At 69.5% G+C, this 17,929-nt stretch carries 19 protein-coding genes; 5 read left to right on the top strand and 14 right to left on the bottom strand.

What is annotated here, in order from left to right; genetic code table 11:
* Positions 1-85: 85 nt before the first annotated feature.
* The 5 genes from C438_RS15095 to C438_RS15075 all read right to left on the bottom strand — a co-directional run bounded on the left by C438_RS15095 (position 86) and on the right by C438_RS15075 (position 3,426).
* On the bottom strand, positions 86-292 hold the full coding sequence (locus tag C438_RS15095; RefSeq protein ID WP_004970501.1) for a hypothetical protein: 207 nt from the start codon (positions 290-292) through the stop codon (positions 86-88).
* 1 nt (position 293) lies between these two features.
* Positions 294-680: a Rid family detoxifying hydrolase gene (locus C438_RS15090; RefSeq protein ID WP_004970500.1), complete on the bottom strand. Its 387-nt coding sequence runs from the start codon at positions 678-680 to the stop codon at positions 294-296.
* Positions 681-764: 84 nt separating this feature from the next.
* A complete protein-coding gene (locus C438_RS15085) occupies positions 765-971 on the bottom strand; it encodes a hypothetical protein (protein WP_004044462.1) in 207 nt (68 codons plus the stop codon).
* A gap of 39 nt (positions 972-1,010) precedes the next feature.
* On the bottom strand, positions 1,011-2,009 hold the full coding sequence (locus C438_RS15080) for a cytochrome d ubiquinol oxidase subunit II (protein WP_004970499.1): 999 nt from the start codon (positions 2,007-2,009) through the stop codon (positions 1,011-1,013).
* Positions 2,002-3,426, bottom strand: coding sequence for a cytochrome ubiquinol oxidase subunit I (locus C438_RS15075; protein WP_004970498.1), 1,425 nt, complete (start codon positions 3,424-3,426; stop codon positions 2,002-2,004). The genes C438_RS15080 and C438_RS15075 overlap by 8 nt, the downstream gene beginning before the upstream one ends.
* A gap of 352 nt (positions 3,427-3,778) precedes the next feature.
* Here C438_RS15075 and C438_RS15070 point away from each other — a divergent pair, with 352 nt between their 5' ends.
* On the top strand, positions 3,779-3,985 hold the full coding sequence (locus C438_RS15070; RefSeq protein ID WP_004970497.1) for a hypothetical protein: 207 nt from the start codon (positions 3,779-3,781) through the stop codon (positions 3,983-3,985).
* A 48-nt stretch (positions 3,986-4,033) separates the two neighbouring features.
* Here the strand turns inward: C438_RS15070 and ilvA are convergent, their stop codons facing one another.
* A complete protein-coding gene (ilvA, locus tag C438_RS15065; protein WP_004970496.1) occupies positions 4,034-5,245 on the bottom strand; it encodes a threonine ammonia-lyase in 1,212 nt (403 codons plus the stop codon).
* Between the two features lie 350 nt (positions 5,246-5,595).
* Here ilvA and C438_RS15060 point away from each other — a divergent pair, with 350 nt between their 5' ends.
* Entirely contained in the window at positions 5,596-6,987 is a 1,392-nt protein-coding gene (locus C438_RS15060; RefSeq protein ID WP_004970495.1) for an MATE family efflux transporter, read from the top strand.
* 147 nt (positions 6,988-7,134) lie between these two features.
* Here C438_RS15060 and citZ read toward each other — a convergent pair whose 3' ends face one another.
* Positions 7,135-8,274 (bottom strand): citrate synthase, encoded by a 1,140-nt coding sequence (gene citZ, locus C438_RS15055; protein WP_004970494.1) that lies wholly within the window; start codon positions 8,272-8,274, stop codon positions 7,135-7,137.
* 298 nt (positions 8,275-8,572) lie between these two features.
* On the opposite strand from citZ, the gene C438_RS15050 reads away from it, so the two are divergent.
* Positions 8,573-9,781 carry a potassium channel family protein gene (locus C438_RS15050; RefSeq protein WP_004970493.1) on the top strand — a complete coding sequence of 403 codons (1,209 nt, stop codon included), beginning with the start codon at positions 8,573-8,575 and terminating at the stop codon, positions 9,779-9,781.
* Positions 9,782-9,837: 56 nt separating this feature from the next.
* Here C438_RS15050 and C438_RS15045 read toward each other — a convergent pair whose 3' ends face one another.
* A complete protein-coding gene (locus tag C438_RS15045) occupies positions 9,838-10,155 on the bottom strand; it encodes a DUF7536 family protein (protein ID WP_004970492.1) in 318 nt (105 codons plus the stop codon).
* A gap of 71 nt (positions 10,156-10,226) precedes the next feature.
* Here C438_RS15045 and C438_RS15040 point away from each other — a divergent pair, with 71 nt between their 5' ends.
* A complete protein-coding gene (locus C438_RS15040; protein WP_004970491.1) occupies positions 10,227-11,183 on the top strand; it encodes a succinylglutamate desuccinylase/aspartoacylase family protein in 957 nt (318 codons plus the stop codon).
* Positions 11,184-11,274: 91 nt separating this feature from the next.
* Entirely contained in the window at positions 11,275-12,378 is a 1,104-nt protein-coding gene (locus C438_RS15035) for a pyridoxal-phosphate dependent enzyme (protein WP_004970490.1), read from the top strand.
* A gap of 32 nt (positions 12,379-12,410) precedes the next feature.
* On the opposite strand, the gene C438_RS15030 is transcribed toward C438_RS15035, so the two are convergent.
* The 6 genes from C438_RS15030 to C438_RS15005 all read right to left on the bottom strand — a co-directional run bounded on the left by C438_RS15030 (position 12,411) and on the right by C438_RS15005 (position 17,795).
* Entirely contained in the window at positions 12,411-13,718 is a 1,308-nt protein-coding gene (locus tag C438_RS15030; RefSeq protein ID WP_004970489.1) for a phage NrS-1 polymerase family protein, read from the bottom strand.
* A 122-nt stretch (positions 13,719-13,840) separates the two neighbouring features.
* On the bottom strand, positions 13,841-14,116 hold the full coding sequence (locus C438_RS15025; protein WP_004970488.1) for a YgaP family membrane protein: 276 nt from the start codon (positions 14,114-14,116) through the stop codon (positions 13,841-13,843).
* Between the two features lie 120 nt (positions 14,117-14,236).
* Complete coding sequence (locus tag C438_RS15020; RefSeq protein WP_004970487.1) at positions 14,237-14,971, bottom strand: protein-L-isoaspartate O-methyltransferase family protein; 735 nt, start codon at positions 14,969-14,971, stop codon at positions 14,237-14,239.
* Between the two features lie 21 nt (positions 14,972-14,992).
* Positions 14,993-15,931: a methyltransferase domain-containing protein gene (locus C438_RS15015; RefSeq protein ID WP_004970486.1), complete on the bottom strand. Its 939-nt coding sequence runs from the start codon at positions 15,929-15,931 to the stop codon at positions 14,993-14,995.
* 96 nt (positions 15,932-16,027) lie between these two features.
* The gene (locus C438_RS15010) at positions 16,028-16,684 is read right to left on the bottom strand and encodes an HVO_0476 family zinc finger protein (protein ID WP_004970485.1); all 657 of its coding nucleotides are present in this window, start codon (positions 16,682-16,684) and stop codon (positions 16,028-16,030) included.
* A 151-nt stretch (positions 16,685-16,835) separates the two neighbouring features.
* Entirely contained in the window at positions 16,836-17,795 is a 960-nt protein-coding gene (locus C438_RS15005) for an aminopeptidase (protein WP_004970484.1), read from the bottom strand.
* Positions 17,796-17,929 lie beyond the last annotated feature (134 nt).

Genomic DNA, 17,929 nt, shown 5'->3' with positions numbered 1-17,929 from the left:
GATCCCAGAGGGAACACGCTTTCCAGGCGTGCGCCTTACCGCTCGGCCATCCTGGCTTACAACGCAACGTTCCCGCCTGGATAATTTAAGCCCTTCCTTTCCGTTCGAGTCGCGGTTCGATGGCGTATGTCACGGACCCGACCGCGACGCCGGACGCGACCGCCACCGCGGCGACCGCCCCGAACGACGCGTCGATGCCGAGTCCGAGGAGGACCGCGCCCTGCGCGAGGACGCCCACGAGCAGGAGGCTCGCCGTGCCCCACGCGACCGCGGACCGGACGCGGCGGGCCACGTTACTCCTCGTCGACGACGGCGACGGCCTCGATTTCGACGCCGACGCCCTTCGGCAGGTTGCCGACCTCGACCGCCGAGCGGGCCGGCGGCTCCTCGTCGAAGTAGGTCGCGTACGTCTCGTTCATCTCGTCGAAGTCGTCGATGTCGGCGAGGAACACCGTCGTCTTCAGCACGTCGGTCGCGTCCGCGCCGGCCTCCGCGAGGATGGCCATCACGTTGTCGAGCGACTGGGTCGTCTGCGTCGCGATGTCCTCGTCGTCGAGGAGGTCGCCGTCCGGCGTCAGCGGAATCTGCCCCGCCGTGTAGAGGAGCGAGCCGTTGGTCGTCGCCTGACTGTACGCACCGACCGCGGCCGGCGCTTCGTCGGTCTCGATGACGCGCTTCATACGCGGTGGGTTTCGCCACGACGCCATAAAATAGGGTGGAACGACCGGGTCCGCGGCGGGGACGGCTTGTCGAAGTCCGCCGGGCTACACCGATTTCCCGGAGAGGCTGATACCGGTCGTGAGGACGCCCGAGGCGAACAACAGCCCCATCCCGAGCGCGGTGACCACGTCGCCGTCCCGGAGGGCGAACCCCGCGACGGCGACGCTGACGACGACCAGTCCGAGGCCGAGGAGGGTCAGCGGTTTGGTGAGCGATTCGGCGGTGGGTTCGGTGTTGGGGAGCGTAGCCATGGTTGGATTGGTTGTGGGGGAAGGGTCGATGTTGGTCGGTCAGGAGTACGATTCGCCGGTCTCGATGGGGCCGCTGAACGTCGAGTAGAGGATGCCGAAGTAGGTGAACACGAGCGGCAACAGAAGCGCCGACGCGACGCTCATGATGTTCAGCGGGAGCACCGAGACGATGGCGTCCGCGACGGTCAGCCCGGTCGCGGGGTCGGCCAAGGGGAACATGAGCGTCGCCACGAGCGCGACGAACGCGAACACGAGGACCGGGACGGTCCCGAACGCGAGCGTGTATCGCCCCTCGCGGAGCGCGAGCAGGTAGCCCGCGGCGGCGGCGAGGCTGACGGCGACGAGCGCCAGCGGCACCGGCGCGAGGACGCCGAGGTCGGGGCGGACGGCGACGAGGTAGCCGAGCGTGACGACGACGAGCGCGAGGTAGGCCGCCATCGCCCGGGGGCCGTAGTCGGCCACGTCGCGCTGGAGGCTCCCGCGGGTCTTCATCGCGAGGAAGCCGACGCCGGCGACGACGGTGAGCGCGACGACGGCGAGGCCGACGACGACGCCGGGGAGCGACAGGAGCGACTCGACGCCGAGGAGCCAGTGGGCGGCGAACACGCCGAGGAAGAAGGGCGCGCTCACGCTCCCGACGACGAACGCCCGCCCCCACCACGTCTGCCACGCCTCGTCGTGGCGCTGTTCGTACATCTCGGGGGCGAGCCCGCGGAGGATGAGCGCCCCGAGGATGGCGAACATGAGCAGGTAGTGGCGGCTGAAGAGGTTCGCGTACACCGCCGGAAACGCGGCGAACAGCGCGCCGCCGAAGACGACGAGCCACACCTCGTTGCCGTCCCAGAAGGGGCCGATTGCGGCCAGAAGCGTCTCGCGTTCCTCGTCGTCGTCGCGGGTCGCGAAGATGGCTCCGACGCCGAAGTCGAAGCCGTCGAGGAACAGGAACATCCCGAGGATGAAGAAGACGAGCCCGAACCACAGCTCCTGCAACGGCAGGCCGAAAAGCGGGTCGGTGGCGAACGCGCCGTAGTCAGTCATCGCCGGTCACCCCCGCGGGCGAGGCGGCCTCCGAACCCGCCGCCGTCTCGTCGACGCTCGGCGGTCCCTCGCGGATGATGCGGCGAATCACGTAGGTGTAGAGCGCGAGCAGGCCGGTGTACACGACGGCGAAGCCGGCGAGCGTGAGCGTCGCCTCGAAGCCGGTAAGTCCCGGCGAGACCCCCTCACTCGTCCTGAGGACGCCCTGAATGACCCACGGCTGTCGGCCCACCTCGGTGACTATCCAGCCGACCTCGACGGCGAAGATGCCGAGGAGCGACGACCCGACGAACGCCTTGTGCAACAGGTCGTCGTCGTACAGCTCGTCGGTCCACCACCGGTAGGCCGCCCAGAACGCCAACAGGATGAACCAGAACCCCGCGGCGACCATGAGCCGGAACGACCAGAACACGATGGCGACCGGCGGCGCTTCCGTGTCGAACTCGTTCAGGCCGGTGATTTCGGCTTGGGGGTCACCCCCGCTTGCTAACCACGACGCCCCGCCGGGGATGCCGATGCCGAACAGCTCTTTCGCGCGCGGGTCGGTGATGCCGTCGAGGCTCGTCGGGATGGCGAAGATGTACTCGGGGACGTAGCTGTCGGTCTCCCAGACGGCCTCCATGGCGGCGAACTTCTGCGGCTGGGTCTCGTAGACGTGGCGGCCGTAGGCGTCGCCGTGAATCGCCTGAAACGGCGCGGTCACGAGCAGGACGACGAGCGCGATTTTGAGCGTCTTCCGCCAGAAGCGTGCGCCCTCGCGGTCGTCGTCGGCGCTGATGCCGCGTTGCCAGACGTGGTACGCCGCGACGCCGGCCATGAACAGCGCGACCGACAGCACCGCGGCGTTCTGCATGTGGACGAACATCCACGGGAACCGCGGGTTGGCGTACGCCGCGATGGGGTCGACGAGCGAGACGACGAGCTGGCCGCTCTCGCGCGCGAGTTCGTACCCCCGCGGCGTCTGCATCCACGAGTTGGCGACGAGAATCCACACCGCCGAGAGCCACGTGCCGAGACCGACCGCGACGGCAGACACCATGTAGAGCGCGTCGGAGACCTTCTCGCGGCCGAAGACGAACACCCCGAGGAACGTCGCTTCGAGCATGAACGCCATCATCCCCTCGGTCGCCAGCGGGCCGCCGAACAGCTCGCCGGCCGCCGTCGAGAACGCCGCGAAGTTCGTCCCGAACTCGAATTCGAGGACGATGCCGGTCACCGTGCCGACGACGAACGAGACGGCGAAAATCTTCGTCCAGAACCGTCTGAGCTGTTCGTACACCGGGTCGTCGGTGCGGATGTCCTTCCACGTGAAGTAGATGAGGAAGGGCGCGAGGCCCATGCTCATCACGGGGAAGATGATGTGGACGATAGTCGTGAGCGCGAACTGCAACCGGCTGGCGATGACTGGGTCGAGCATGGTTGGGGTGCGGGGTCGCTGACGACGGGGCGAACCGGGGGGCGGGGACGGTGGACCGGAGACTCTCCTCTTAAAGGCCTTCGTATTGGGGGAGGGTCAATCCCCGCATGCTTCCCACGAACTGAAAATCATCGTAGACGGTGTCTACGGCCCGAATTCGACATAATCGACCGGGTAAAATGGGGGCGTTCGCCGGGGGCCGGGCGCGCGCTCACACGCCCGAAACGCGCCCCGTCTCTGGCGGACTCCGGTCGCCGACGCGTCGACCGACCGCCTCGACTCCCCCAACTGCCACAACCACCCCGACCACCCCGACCGACGGGCATATGCCCAAACAGTTCGGATTTGGCACATGAACCTCCTGTGGCAGGCCGGCTCCGTCGGGGTCGTGGCGCTCGGCCTCGCGTACCTCGCCTTCCCGGCGCGAATCCACGCGTTCGGGTTCGAGTTCCTCCGGCGCTCGTCCTCGGAGGAGTCCGGAGAGTCCGACGCCCCCGTCTGGGTCTACCGGGGTATCGGCGCGCTCCTCGTGTTCATGGGCCTCACGCGACTCGTCTGAGCGGTCGGCTTCGAACGAGGGTTCCGACCGACCGCGCCGGCGACGCGGTCAGTCGAGGACTTCCACGTCGTAGCCCGCCTCGCGGAGTTCGCCGAGGAGCGACTCGACGTGGTCCGGCCCGCGCATTTCGAGGTCGATTTCGACCTCGGTCGCGTTCAGCGCGATTTTCCGGGAGGTGCGGTCGTGCCTGACGGCGTAGATGTTCGCCTTCTCCGCGGCGATAATCCCGATGAGCTGTTCGAGCGAGCCGGGGCGGTCTTTCAGTTCGGTCCGAATCTTGAGGTACCGACCCGTCTCGACGAGGCCGCGCATCACCACGGTCGTCAGCGTGTTCATGTCGATGTTGCCGCCGCACAGCGCGGGGACGACGACCTCGCCCTCCTCGTAGTCGAACTTCTGGAAGAGGAGCGCCGCGAGCGCGACGGCTCCCGCTCCCTCGACGAGCGTCTTCGCGCGTTCGAGCAGGTAGGTGAGCGCCACGGCGATTTCCTCGTCGGAGACGGTGACCACTTCGTCCACGCGCTCGCGGATGACTTCGAACGGCTTGTCGCCGATTCTGCGGACGGCGATGCCGTCGGCGATGGTGTCCACCTCGTCGATGGTCTGAATCGACCCCTTGTTCAGCGAGTCGGCGGCGCTGGAGGCCTGTTCGGCCTGCACGCCGATGACGCGGGCGTCGGGGAACTGCTCTTTGATGGCCGTCGAGATGCCGGAGATGAGGCCGCCGCCGCCGATGGGGACGACCACGGTGTCGAGGTCGGGGCAGTCCTCGGCGATTTCGAGGCCGATGGTTCCCTGTCCGGCCATGACGTACTCGTCGTCGAACGCGTGGACGTAGGTCCGCCCCTCCTCCGCTTCGATTTCGTGGGCCTTGGCCTGCGCCTCGTCGTAGTCGTTGCCGTAGAGCACCACGTCGCCGCCGTAGCGCTCGGTCGCTTTCACCTTCGAAATCGGCGCGTACTCCGGCATGACGATTTTCGAGTTCACGCCCGCCCGCGACGCCGCGAGCGCGACGCCCTGCGCGTGGTTGCCGGCGCTCGCGGTCACGACGCCCGCGTCCTGCTCCTCGTCGGAGAGCGTCACGATGCGGTTGGTCGCGCCGCGAATCTTGAACGACCCCGTGCGCTGGGTGTTTTCGAGCTTCAGGTACACCTCGGCTCCCGTCATCTCCGAGAACGTGTGGGAGTACTCCAGCGGTGTCCGCCGGGCGACCGCTTCGACGCGCTCGCGGGCGGCGCGTACGTCGGCAAGCGTGAGCATGGTCGGAAATCGCCCGTGTCTGTGTTTAATCGTTCGGGACTAGTCCGCATCAGGGGCGTGATGTCAACCCTCACGGTCGTCGGTTGAGAACTCGGGCTCGGCCCCGGCAACGCGCGCCGTCGCCGTCGCTGGCCGGTCGGTGAAAGGGGAAAGGGGGAATGCACGCGTGTGACGTGCAACTGTCTTTCTGGTCCCCGTACATATAAACGTCCCCCACCCGGAGTGAAAGTGAAACCGCACGACTGCGGCGACCCGACGTCCGCGTATGACGCTCGTCATTCGCACGTCGCATCGACCGACGGGACCGCCGCTTCCGGTAGCGTCAACTGCGCGAGGTCCGTGGCCTCGACATGAACCTCGGTCGCCTCCGGCGGGTCTGGAAGCGCATCTTCTCGCTCGCGTGGCCGGTGATGGCCGAGCAGACCGCTCAGACGGCGATGCGGACCGTCGACGTGGCCGTCACCGCGGCGCTCTCCCCGGCCGCCGTCGTCGCTATCGGCCTCGCCGACCTCTACGCCCGGTTTCCGCTCCGCATCGGCCTCGGACTCGGCGGCGGCGCAATCGCGCTCTCCAGTCAGGACACGGGAAGCGGCGCGGACGCCAACCGAAGCGAGGCCATCTCGACGGCGCTCGTCCTCGCGTTTCTCGCGGGAATCCCGTTTCTGATTTTCGGCTTCACGCTGGGCGACGCGGCCATCGGTGCGTTCCCCGCGAGCGACCGAGCCGTCGAACTGGGAACGACGTATCTCGCGGTCATCTTCGCTACCTCGCCCGCGCGGCTGGTCTCGCTCGTCGGCTCGCGGTCGTTGCAGGGCGTCGGCGACACCCGGACGCCGATGCTGGTCAACGTCCTCGCCAACGTCGTCAACATCGGGCTGTCGGTCGGCCTCGGCTTCGGCCTCGCCGGTCTGCCGGCGCTCGGCGTGCTCGGCGTGGGGCTCGCGACCTCCACCGCCAACGTCCTCTCGGCGGGCCTGCTCCTCGTCGCGCTCGCCCGCCCCGCGTCGCCGACCTCGCTGGTCCGCCCCCGAGACCGGACGGTCGCCGGCCAACTCGTTCGCATCGCCACCCCGCGAGTCGGCGAGGGCATCGCGGCCGAACTCGCGGAGTTCCCGTTCAACGCGCTCCTCCTCGGCTTCGGCGACGCCGTCAACGCCGGCTTCCAAATCGGCCGCCGGGTCTACCAGCAGGTCGCCAGCCCGCTGGCGCGCGGCTACAACGTCGCCGCCAGCGTCCTCGTCGGACAGGCCCTCGGGGCGGGCGACAGCGAGGCCGCGCGGTATCAGGGCGAGGCGGTGGCGCTCCTGTCCGTCGTCTCGGTCGGCGGTATCGGCCTCCTGCTCGCGGCGTTCACCGAACCCGTCGTCGGCCTCCTCGGCTCCGGCGGCGGTGCGGACATCGAATGGGCCGTGAAGTTCGCCGTCGCCTACGGCCTCGCCGCGCCGGGGCTGGCGCTGTTCGTCGGCCTCTCCGGGTCGCTACAGGGCGCGGGCGCGACCCGAATTCCCTTCGTCGCCCGGCTGACCGGGGTGTTCGGCTTCTTCGTCGGGCTGTCGTACCTGCTCGTCGAGGTGTTCGACTACGGCCCGCTCGGCGCGCGAATCGGCATCGTCCTGTCGTTCACGTGGATGGGACTGTTCGCGCTCGTCGCGTTCTACTACGCCGACTGGGCGGGCCACGCCGACTCGCTCATGGTCGAACGCGGGAGCGTCGGAATCGACGACGCTGGCGAAGACGACTGAGCGCCGCGCGCTCGGACGGCGGCAGGCGAGTGGCGGAGGCAGATGGCGAATGGCCGACGGAGGCAGGCGGACGGCGGGAGCGCCCCCGGCGGACGACGCGTCGCTCCGGGGGTATCGGACGGAGAAAAGCCGCGTTCGGTTCGTCGCCTATCGCTCGTCGACCGTCGGGAACTCAAGCCCCTTCTCGCCGGTGTAGCGGGCGCGGGGGCGGATGAGGCGGTTGTCCTCGTACTGTTCGAGGACGTGCGCAATCCAGCCGCCGGCGCGCGAGACGGCGAAGATGGGGGTGTAGAGGTCGATGGGGATGCCCATCTGGTAGTACGTCGACGCGGAGTAGAAGTCCACGTTCGGCGCGAGACCCTTCTCCTCGCCGATGTACTCCTCGATGGCGACCGACATCTCGTACCACTTCATGTCGCCGGCGGCCTCGCCGAGCGCCTCGGACTTCGCGCCGAGAATCTTCGCGCGGGGGTCCTTGACGTTGTAGACGCGGTGGCCGAACCCGGCGACGCGCTCGCCGCGGTCGAGGGCGTCTTCGACCCACTCGGTGGGGTCCATGTCGCTGTCGTCGACGTCCTTCAGCATCCGCATGACGTTCGCGTTCGCGCCGCCGTGGAGCGACCCAGAGAGCGTGCCGATGGCCGACGTGACCGCGCTGTAGAGGTCCGAAAGCGTCGAGGACGTGACCATCGCGGAGAACGTCGAGGCGTTCAGGCCGTGGTCGGCGTGGAGCACGAGCGCCATGTCGAACGTCTCGGCGAGCACCTCGTTCGGCTCCTCGCCGTTGAGCATGTAGAGGAAGTTCGCCGCGTGATTCAGGCTCTCGTCGGGTTCGACGTAGTCGTCACCGCGACGGAAGCGGGCGTAGGCCGCGAGCACCGACGGCATCTTCGCCGTGATGCGCTTTGCCTTTTCGAGGTTGACCTCGCGGTCGGTCACGTCCTCGAAGTCGGCGTTTTCGTCGTACGCCGACATCGCGGAGACGAGCGTTCGGAGCGCCGCCATCGGCGACTCGTCCTGCTCGGCGAGTTCGCGCGCCACGTCGAGGACGCCGTCGTCGAGGCCGCGGTGGGCCGCGAGCTCGTCGGAGAACGCGTCGAGTTCCTCGCGCGTCGGAAGCTCCCCGTGCCACAGGAGGTAGAGCACTTCCTCGTAGCTTGCGTCCCGTGCGAGGTCTTCGATATCGTACCCGCAGTAAACGAGTTGTCCCGCGTCGCCGTCGATGAAACTGAGCTTCGATTCGGTGACCAGCACACCTTCCAGCCCCCGCTTCAGTTCGCCTGACATACCCAGAACGTTGCCTACCATATCAAAAAAGCGTTATCGTTTTCACTCATATGTTATCGACCGCCATACACATACGAAGGCAACGCAGTCCGGCGGTTTCCCGGGAAACCGGTGTCTAAAACAGCGTTCGACAATCGTCGTTATTCCCGGTGCTCTTATATGGGGATCCCCAGCGACACCGCGCGCGCCGTTAGAGCGACCCTCGCAGTCATATACGTCGGCGGCGTAGTTCTCTCGAACCACGGTGGCACCACTATTCCTGGCAAGCCTTTTGCCGTCCCGTCGTGAAGGCGGGCGCATGAATCCGGAGGACATCGAGTACGAGCCCGTCAGCGTCAAGGCCGTCCTCGCCGAGATGAAAGACACCGCGGAGCTACTCATCGACCTCTCGTACTCCGCCGTCCTCCACGCGAACGACGACCTCGCGGCCGAGGTCCTCGACCTCGAAGAGCGGATGGACATCCTTCAGCTACAGGCGCGCATGAGCCTGATGATGGCCGCTCGTAGCCCCGAGGACGCCGAGGAACTCGCGCCCGTCCTCGGCGTCGTCGGCGCGGCCGAGAAGATTTCGGACGCCGCGGGCGACATCGCCAAGGTCGTCATCGAGGACATCGGCCTCCCGGACGCCATCCGCGCGGCGCTCCCCGAGGCCGTCGAGACGACGATTCGGTGCGAACTCACCGACGAGTCGCCGTACGCGGGCCGCGACCTCGGCGACATCAACATGGAGACCGAGACGGGCGTCCGCGTCGTCGCCATCCACCGCGCCGGCGAGTGGGTGACGAATCCCGACCACGAGACGACGCTCCGCGCCGGCGACGTGCTCCTCCTCCGCGGCCGCGACGACGGTCTCCAGACCGTCCACGAGGCCGCCACCGGGCTCCGGTACGACCCGCCGGACGTGCCCGAGCCGACCATCGAGGACCTCGAACGCGCCGTCGACTCCATCGTCCTGATGAAGGACATGAGCGAGCTCGCGGTCGACCTCGCCTACGGCGCGGTGCTGTTCGACAGCGAGGGCGTCGCCGAGGAGGTCGAGGAACTCGAAGCCGAGGTTGACGCGCTCAAGTCCCGGTTCGAGGCGTGGACGCTCCGCGCGGCGAGCCGGGTCGAAGACCCCGTGTCGCTCCGCGGACTCGTCCAACTGGCGAGCGCGACCGAGATGATTTCCGACGCCGCGCTCGAAATCGCCGAGGGCGTCCTCCGCGGCATCGACGCCCACCCCGTCGTCGCCGCCGCGGTCAAGGAGTCCGACGAGGTCATCATCCGCCTGCGGGTCGCCCCGTCGAGCGACCTCGCGGAGGCGACCCTCGGCGACCGGCGCGTCAAGACCGAGACGGGGATGCGCGTCATCGCGGTCCGCCGGGCCGGCGGCCGCGAGTGGGTCGTCTCGCCGGGGTCGGAAACGCGGCTCCACGGCGGCGACCTCATCATCGCCAAGGGGACCCGCGCCGGCGCGGAGCGACTGGGCGAACTCGTCGGCGACGAGCGCGAGTTCGACGAGTAGGCCGGCCCCGCCCTGACCGAGTCCGAGCCCGAGGCCGAACCGCCGTAACCGACGACTCAGAGCGTCTTACTCAGCCGATACGCGGAGACGAGCGTCAGCACCGTCGCGACGAGCAACGCCGTCGCGGACGCGAGGACGAACGCGAGGAGGAGGAACCAGCCCTCGGGGCCGAGTATCGGGTACTCGCGGGTGCCGGCGAAGGGGCCGAACAGTTCGAGCACCCGAAAGAGATAGGCGACGACGGCCAAGGCGAGACCGGCGGCCGCCCCGATAGCGGCGTTTCGCGGCACGTCCAGCGCCTGCACCAGTCCCCCCGTCGGCGGCCGTTCGGGAACGTCGTCTGTCACGCTCGCCGGTTGCGGCCGCGAGACCATAGCGGCAACGCTTTCCTCGGGGGCTTCAGCGGACCGAACCCCTAAAGGGAGACGGGTCCGAGGTTGGCGGTATGATTACCTTGGGAACGGCGAGTGCGGCCCCCGGGGAGATGGACGTGGGCCGCCTCGAAGTCGGCGAGTCCCGCGACGGCGGGAGCGTCGGCCTGCCCGTCGCCGTCATCAACGGCGCGTCGTCGGGCAAGACGCTCTACATGCAGGCGGCCTCGGACGGAGACGAACTCAACGGCGTCGGCGTCATCCAGCGGGTCGTCCCGCAACTCGACCCCGCGGAGATTTCCGGGACGATTCTCGTCGTCGGCATCGTCAACTACCACGCCTTTCAGGTCGCACAGCACCGCAATCCGATAGACGACACGAAGATGAACCGGGCGTACCCCGGCGACGAGCGCGGCACCTCCTCGGAGCGCATCGCGGCCGCGACGTTCGCCGCCGCCCGCGACGCCGACCTCATCGTCGACCTCCATCAGGGCTCGACGAGCCGGATGATAGACGAGGTCCGCGTCCGCTGTGGCCGCCACCACCGGATGCACGCCAAGTGCCTCCGGCTCGCCAAGACGTTCGGTTGCGGCTACGTCCTCGACCAGAAAGGCCCCGACGGCCAGCTCGCCCGCGCCGCCCCCGACGCCGACATCCCGACTATCGACCCCGAACTCGGCGGCTGTGTCGGGTGGGACGAAGAGAGCATCGAGAAGGGCGTCCGCGGCGTCTACAACGTCCTCCGCGGCTACGACTTCCTCGACGGCGACGTGGAGCTGAAAGCCCAGACCCGCGCCCGCGGCTTCGACCAGTACGGCTCGCCGGTCGGCGGCCTCGTCCGGTTCAAACGCGACCTCGGCGAGCGCGTCTCCGCCGGCGACGTGGTGTTCGAGGTGACCGACGTGTTCGGCAAGCTCAAAGCCCGCGTCACCGCCGACCACGACGGCATCTTCTGGCGGGCGCGCCGCCTCCCGCAGGTCGCCTCCGGCGAGTACGTCTGTTCCGTCGGCATCGACCTCGACACGTACTGACCCCCGACTCCGCGCTACCGACACCCCGACTCCGCGCTACCGACACCCCGACTCCGCGCTACCGACACCCCGACTCCACCCACTCACGTTCATGACGACATCACCCGAACTCCCGACCCGGCTCCGACTCGCGTGCGACGCCTGCGGCGAGACCTACGACGCGTGGCGCTGGCGCTGTGCCTGCGGCGAGCCGCTCGACTTCGCCACCGACCCGACGCCGTCGGCGGCCGACCCGACCGACGCCGACCTCGACTACCGCGACGGTCTCTGGGCGTTCGACGACTTCCTCCCGACGGAGCCGCACGCCAGCCTCGGCGAGGGGATGACGCCCCTCGTCGACGCCGCGGAGTGGGAGGCCTCGTTCAAACTGGAGTACGTCTTTCCCTCCGGGTCGTTCAAGGACCGCGGCGCGACGACGATGCTCTCCGTCGCGTCCGAACTCGGCGTCGAGCGCGTCGTCGAGGACTCCTCGGGCAACGCGGGGGCCGCCGTCGCCACCTACGCCGCCCGCGCCGGCATCGACGCCGAAATCTACGTGCCCGCGTCGGTCAAGCCCTCGAAGGTCCGCGCCATCGAGCGCGCCGGGGCGAAGCCGGTCCGAATCGAGGGCTCCAGACAGGCCGTGACCGACGCCTGCGTCGAGGCCGTCGAGGCCGACGACGCGTGGTACGCGAGCCACGCGTGGAACCCCGCGTTCTTCGCGGGCACGGCCACCGTCGCCTACGAAATCGCCGCCCAGCGCGACTGGTCGGTCCCCGACGCGGTCGTCACGCCGCTGGGCCACGGGACGCTCTTCCTCGGCGCGTACCGCGGCTTCCGCGCGCTCTACGAGGCGGGGTGGACCGACCGGATGCCCGAACTGTACGGCGCGCAGGCCGCCGGCTACTCGCCCATCGCCGACGCCCGCCACCACACGGCCGACGAGACGAACGACGTGGCCGACGGCATCCAGATTCTCGACCCCGTCCGCGAGGCCGAGATTCACGAGGCGCTCGACGACACCGGCGGCGACGCCATCGCCCTGTCGGCCGACGCGGTCGAAGACGAACTCGACCGGCTCCACCGCCACGGCTTCTACACGGAGCCGACCTGCGCCGTCGCGCCCGCGGCGCTCCGCGAACTCCGGCTCTCGGGCGTCCTCGACCGCGACGCCGACGTGGTCGTGCCGCTCACCGGGAGCGGACTCAAGTCGTAACCGCGCTCAAAACACGGCCGAGACGGCGACGGTCACCGCCGGAGCCAGCCGAACAGCGACCAGCCGCGTCCCGCGTTTTCGTCTCGGTCTCCGCTCCCGTCTCCGACCTCGCTCACCCGCGCTTCGAGGTCGCGCCGTCGCTCCCGTTCCGCGTCGAGCTCGCCGCGGAGCCGCTCGTTTTCGTCGACGACGTCGTCGAGCCACGCCCGGAGTTCGTCGAACCGCTCGAACGCCCCGCGGTCGTCAATCGGCGGCGCGTCGGTCGGGGTCGGCGGCCGTCCTCTCGGGTCGCTCGTCGCGTCGTCGTCGCGGCCGTCCCGCCTCCGGTTGCCCTCCGACGGCGTGGACGACCGCCGGACCGCGCTCGACCAGCCGGAGGGGTCGTAGTACTCGCTCGTCTCCCGAATCGCTCGCAGGACCGTCTTCGCGCCGTAGGTCGACCCGTCGGCGTACGCGACCTCGTCCCACGCCGGTCGGAAGAGCCCGGAGTCTCGAAACAGGCGACACATCTGTCGCGCGTCGCCGGCCGTCCAGAACGCGAGAATCGAACACAGCGCCGCGTCCGCCTCGTCGCGGTCGTCGTAGCCGCTCGCGTCGCCCCGCCACAGGCGGGTGAACGTCACGCGGTTCACGGCGGTCGAGGCGCGGTCGACGATTTCGTCGTCGCCGAGGTCGTTGCCCGGACCGCTCATCTCGTCGAGGAGGGCGTCAGCGGGGACTCGGTCCGCGTCCGGTTCGACCGGGTCGGCCGGCATTGCGACCGGGCCGGCCGGCGTCGGCGTCGGCGGTTCGGAGTCGGGGCCGGATTCGACGTACGCCCCGTGAGCCGCCGCGAGCACGTCGCTCCGTTCCGCAATCGCCGCGGGCGCGCCGCCGACGCGGTCGCCGGTAACCGGGCGGAACCGCGCGCGGTCCGAGAGTTCGAGGGCTTCGGCTCGGGTGCGTCCCGGCGGGAGCGCCCCGCGGACGATAACGCGGTAGCCCGTCCCTGCGGGGCGCACTTCCGCGTAGGAATCGAGTCGGTCCACGAGTGCCCGCGCCCACTCCTCGGTCACGCCGGTCTCGCCGTCGCGGCACCTATCGAGCGTGATACCGACGAACGGGTCGTCGTCGGTGAAGACGTAGCCCACGCCGTCGGCGGGGCCGCGCCGGACGCGCGCGAGGGCTTCCTCGAACGTCGTCCGCGCCGACGCGTCTGTCACCGACGCGGGGTCGCCGGTCGCGTCGCACGGGACCGGCCGCTCCTCACCGTCGCACGTCCGTGTTCGCCACCCGACCCAGTTGGCCCGTTCGAGCAGGTCGTCCGGGAGCTGTTCCCGCGTCGGGAGTGGTGGCGTCATCGCTACGTCCGGTCTCTGGAGCGACGCAAAAGCTGTTTCCCGCTAGTTATTCAATCTGATAACGGTCGGGTCAGCGTCACCGCTCTCGTCGGTCGGGCCGAGTTCGAGTGTCGAAGAAAAGCTCACTGCGCGCGGGGCTTGCCCGCGGATTCGGTCTCGGTCGTCTTCGCGCCCTCGTAGGTGTTGAAGCCCAGCAGGTCGTTGAGCGGGCACTTCTGGGTGACCGCCGTGGTCGCGAGGACCGCTCCGACGAGGAGCGCCGCGACCGCGATGACGAGTCCGAGCGTTCCCGCCGCGATGGTCAGGAAGCCCGCGAGGCTCGCCGCCCCGACGACGATGAGCACCGGTCCGAGGATTGCGCGCGCGATACGGTCGTAGCCGCCGACGTTCTTCTCCATGGTTTGATTCACCGATACCTAGGTACGCGCTCTGCGGCTAAATCGTGTGTCGTCGGTTCTCGGCCCCGGAGAATCGTGACTGTCGCGCCGGCCGACGCGTCGACCCTCCCGCTCGTTCGTCTACCCGCGGCCGCCCCAGTCTATCCAGTCCTGTTCCCAGCCGTGGCCGGCGTGCCAGCTTCGGCCCTCGTACTCGGGGTCCTCGCGTCGCGTCCGGTTTCTGACGATGCTCCCCGTCTGTTCGCCGTCGACGAGGAGCGGTTTGAACGACAGCGGGCCGAACGACTCGGCCACCTCGCCGTCCTCGACGGCGACGAGCGTCTGCTCGCCGACGCCTTTCGGCATGACGAGTCGGCCGTCGTCGGCGAGCTGTGCGAGGAGTCGCGCGGGCGGGCGGACCGCCGAGGCCTCGACGAGGATGCGGTCGAAGGGCGCGTAGTCGGCCAGCCCCTCCGCGCCGTCGCGGCAGTCCACGAGGACGCCGCCGTAGCCGGCGCGCTGGAGGTTCTCGCGCGCCTCGTAGACGAGCGAGCGCGTGATGTCGACCGCGTGGACGCGGGCGTCGCCGACGATTTCGGCGATGACCGCGGCGGTGTAGCCGACGCCCGCGCCGACGACGAGCACCTCGTCGTCCGGCTGGGGGTCGAGCGCGGAAAGCAGGCGCGCGACCGTCGTCGGCGCGAGGATGGTCGTGTTCGTGTCGCGGTGCTCGGTCGGGCGGTTCTGATACGGCGAGTCGGTGACGAACTCGTGTCGCGGGACGCCGCGCATGGCGATGGCGACGGCTTCGGGGAGCGACTCAAGCGAGTGCTCCAGGCCGTCGACCATGTCGTCGCGCAGCACCGAGTTGTCCATAGTCGACCTCGGAGGTCGGTCCTAATCAACCGCACGCTCGCCGACGACCGCCTGCAGGTCGGTCCCCGGCACGTCTCGGACCGTACAGCCGTCGAATCCGGCCGATTCGAGCCACGAGCGAACCGCGGACTCGTCGTAGAGGTCGCCGCGACCCGTGGCGAGCGCGTCCACGGCTCGCCCGGCCGTCGCGTCGGTCGAACACCGCCCGTGCAGGCTGTCGACGAACACCGCCGACCCGCCCGGTTCGAGGGCGTCGTGCGCGCCCGCGACGAGCGCCCGCGATTCGCTCGGGTCGCGCCCGGCGAAGGCGTCGCCGGCGAAGACCAAGCCGAATCCCGACGCCGGCGGGTCGGTCGGGTCGCCCGCGACGAGGTCCACGCCGGCACGGGAGAGAAGCGGTCGGACGACGTCGACGGTGTCCGCGTCGTCGACGAGGGTCACGTCGCGGCCGCGAGCGCGGAACTCGCGGGCGAAGACGCCCGACGCGCCGCCGAGGTCGAGGACGCGCGTCGCGTCGGGGGCCTCGCGGACCGCGGCGGTCACGCAGGCCCGGACGACCGACTCCTCAGTGGCGTCGTGCGCGCCGAGCCGGTTCCGAAGCCAGTCGGCCGGGAACGCGGGCGGCTCGCCGGACGACATCGTCTCCGGGAGGTCGGCGTAGAGGGAAAAGCGGTCCAGCGCGTGCGGGAGGCGACCGATGGAGCGCACGTCGCGCTTGGCGAGGAAGCCGAGCGCGCGGTTGGTTATCTCGTACTCGTCGCCGACGCGCTTGATGAAGCCCATCGCGGCCAGCGCTTCGACCGTAATTCGGGCCGCTCGGGGGTCGATTCCGGCCGTTTCCGCCACGGCCTCGGCGGTGCCGGCGCTCGTCGTGAGCGCGTCGATGATGCCGCTCTCGCGGGCGGCCCACAGGAGCGCGAGCGATTCGACCGACGACTGCGACCGGTCGCGGGTAGGCATGGTCGCACCGACGGGGCCGAAAACAAAAGGTCGTGCGTTGGGCCGGCGGGACGGGCCGTCGGCGGCGGGTCGGAGTGGTTCGGCGTCGGCTCCGCCTTACCAGGCCGACCACGCGGTCGAGGTCTGGTCGCGGGCGTAGACGCGTTTCGCGTCCTTCGCGTACACCATGTCGCCGGGGTGGTCGAGCTTGCCGTGGCGGTACTCGGGGGCGTCCGAGCGGACGACAAGGCCTTCGATTTCGACCTCCTCGTCGCCGAACGCCTCCGTCTCGCCGACGACGAACTCGTAGTCGCCGGGGACGTTGACGGTGACGCTCCGGGTGTCCTCGCGCTTGCCGTCCTTCGGGTGGATGGTGACGTTGACCGCGACGTTGTCGACGACGCGGGTCCAGACGGTCTTCACGTCGGCGACTTCGGCCTCGTCGGCGCGCTGTTCGGGGCCGACCTCGATGCCCGTGATGCGCACGAGCTGAATCGCCTCCGGCGTGTCGACGATGAACTCGTCGCCGACCTCGATGGTCGTGCCGACCGGCACGGGCACGTCGGTCGAGACGGAGTCGCCGTCCTGCGAGACGACGACGTTCATCTCGGTCTCGTCGGGAATCTCGACCGTCTCCTTGTGGACGTGACTGCATTCGGTACACCGGACGGTCGAGTGACCGCCGGGCTTCAGCACCTCGTGGACGGTGGGTTCGTCGGGCGAACACGTCGGACAGGAGAGGGGGACGCGCTCGCCGGCGTCGGGTAGGCTCATACGGGTCGCTAGCCCATCAGGCCGTAAAAAGCCGCCTTTCTCCGTCTCGGCGTGGGAGTCGGTGGCAGGACGCTCGCTCGGCGAACGGGGCGAGCCGACCGATCGGACCGCCCGACTTGCGGGCTCGGGCTCGGGCGCGGCGTGCGCCCGCTCAGGGCCGCGGCAGGTCGACTTCCTCGCCGTCGGCGTACACCGTCGGCTCGCGGATGATGCCGTCGAGGTGGAGCGGCGCGTCGGTGTCGCCGCCGATGCCGGCGTCGTCGCCGATGGCGATGTGGACCGTGCCGGCGGCCTTCTCGTCGAGCAGGACGGAGCCGACGAGGTCGGTGACGCCGACGTTGGTTCCGATGCCGATTTCGGCGAGGTTGTAGGCGTCCCGCCCGACTTCCTCCGCCGCGGCCTCGACCTGCTCGCGGATGTCGTCGTCGGAAATCTCGGTGACGTAGCCGTCTTCGACCTCGAAGCGGAGTTCCCGTCCCTCGTCGAGGAGGCCGTGGGGCATCATCGTCCCGTCGACGACGTAGGTGCCCGTCGCGGACGCGGGGCTGAGGAAGATTTCGCCCGCGGGGAGGTTCGAAAACGAGCCGGCCTCCGCGATTGCGCCGGTGTCGGCGAGCCACTCGCGGTCGCCGCGGACGAACGTGATGTCCGTGCCTTTCTCGGTCGTGACGCGGAGTTCGTCGGCGTCGCCGACGGCGTCGAGCATCGCCGCGCTGTGGTCGTAGATGGCGTCGTAGTCGGCGTCGAGACCGGTGACGAACACCTCCTCGGTGATTCCGGGGAGGGTCGCGCCGCGAGCGCCGGCGTCGCAGGCGTCGCCGCGGGCGCGGGTGTGGCTCAGGCTCTTGGTCGTCGGCGCGAGGAAGGCGTCGCAGGCCTGCATCGCGGCGGCGACCGGCGCGGGCGGCTCCTCGCCGTGTTGGGTCCCTGGCGGGTAGCGGACGATAGTCGCGTCGTCGGTTACCTCGCTTGCGACCTCGTAGAGCGCCTCGCCGATGCGCTCGCGCTTGTCGTCGGTGACGACGACGAGCGACTCGTCGGGCTGGAGGTCGAGACACTGGCGGACCGCCGTCTCGCTGGCGGCGCGGAGGTCGGCGTCGGCTTCGGTCATGTGGACACCTGCGCCGCCGGCGCTGTTAGGCGTTCCCATCCGGCTTCCCCCGCTCGGTTCCCGCCCCGTCGCCCCGAATCGGTCGGTTCACTCGCCTCGGAGGTAATCGAGGGACTCACTCGCCCGAGAGTTAA

The organism is Haloferax denitrificans ATCC 35960, from assembly GCF_000337795.1.
GTDB classification, from domain to species: domain Archaea; phylum Halobacteriota; class Halobacteria; order Halobacteriales; family Haloferacaceae; genus Haloferax; species Haloferax denitrificans.
The sequence above is the reverse complement of the archived record's forward strand: the minus strand, read 5'-3'. Positions and strand labels throughout refer to the sequence as shown.

What these genes read in the sequence shown, in the direction of transcription:
- C438_RS15090 (WP_004970500.1), bottom strand. Translation starts at nt 680, where the DNA reads ATGAAGCGCGTCATCGAGACCGACGAAGCGCCGGCCGCGGTCGGTGCG.
- C438_RS15085 (WP_004044462.1), bottom strand. Translation starts at nt 971, where the DNA reads ATGGCTACGCTCCCCAACACCGAACCCACCGCCGAATCGCTCACCAAA.
- C438_RS15080 (WP_004970499.1), bottom strand. Translation starts at nt 2,009, where the DNA reads ATGACTGACTACGGCGCGTTCGCCACCGACCCGCTTTTCGGCCTGCCG.
- C438_RS15075 (WP_004970498.1), bottom strand. Translation starts at nt 3,426, where the DNA reads ATGCTCGACCCAGTCATCGCCAGCCGGTTGCAGTTCGCGCTCACGACT.
- C438_RS15070 (WP_004970497.1), top strand. Translation starts at nt 3,779, where the DNA reads ATGAACCTCCTGTGGCAGGCCGGCTCCGTCGGGGTCGTGGCGCTCGGC.
- ilvA (WP_004970496.1), bottom strand. Translation starts at nt 5,245, where the DNA reads ATGCTCACGCTTGCCGACGTACGCGCCGCCCGCGAGCGCGTCGAAGCG.
- C438_RS15060 (WP_004970495.1), top strand. Translation starts at nt 5,596, where the DNA reads ATGAACCTCGGTCGCCTCCGGCGGGTCTGGAAGCGCATCTTCTCGCTC.
- citZ (WP_004970494.1), bottom strand. Translation starts at nt 8,274, where the DNA reads ATGTCAGGCGAACTGAAGCGGGGGCTGGAAGGTGTGCTGGTCACCGAA.
- C438_RS15050 (WP_004970493.1), top strand. Translation starts at nt 8,573, where the DNA reads ATGAATCCGGAGGACATCGAGTACGAGCCCGTCAGCGTCAAGGCCGTC.
- C438_RS15045 (WP_004970492.1), bottom strand. Translation starts at nt 10,155, where the DNA reads ATGGTCTCGCGGCCGCAACCGGCGAGCGTGACAGACGACGTTCCCGAA.
- C438_RS15040 (WP_004970491.1), top strand. Translation starts at nt 10,227, where the DNA reads ATGATTACCTTGGGAACGGCGAGTGCGGCCCCCGGGGAGATGGACGTG.
- C438_RS15035 (WP_004970490.1), top strand. Translation starts at nt 11,275, where the DNA reads ATGACGACATCACCCGAACTCCCGACCCGGCTCCGACTCGCGTGCGAC.
- C438_RS15030 (WP_004970489.1), bottom strand. Translation starts at nt 13,718, where the DNA reads ATGACGCCACCACTCCCGACGCGGGAACAGCTCCCGGACGACCTGCTC.
- C438_RS15025 (WP_004970488.1), bottom strand. Translation starts at nt 14,116, where the DNA reads ATGGAGAAGAACGTCGGCGGCTACGACCGTATCGCGCGCGCAATCCTC.
- C438_RS15020 (WP_004970487.1), bottom strand. Translation starts at nt 14,971, where the DNA reads ATGGACAACTCGGTGCTGCGCGACGACATGGTCGACGGCCTGGAGCAC.
- C438_RS15015 (WP_004970486.1), bottom strand. Translation starts at nt 15,931, where the DNA reads ATGCCTACCCGCGACCGGTCGCAGTCGTCGGTCGAATCGCTCGCGCTC.
- C438_RS15010 (WP_004970485.1), bottom strand. Translation starts at nt 16,684, where the DNA reads ATGAGCCTACCCGACGCCGGCGAGCGCGTCCCCCTCTCCTGTCCGACG.
- C438_RS15005 (WP_004970484.1), bottom strand. Translation starts at nt 17,795, where the DNA reads ATGACCGAAGCCGACGCCGACCTCCGCGCCGCCAGCGAGACGGCGGTC.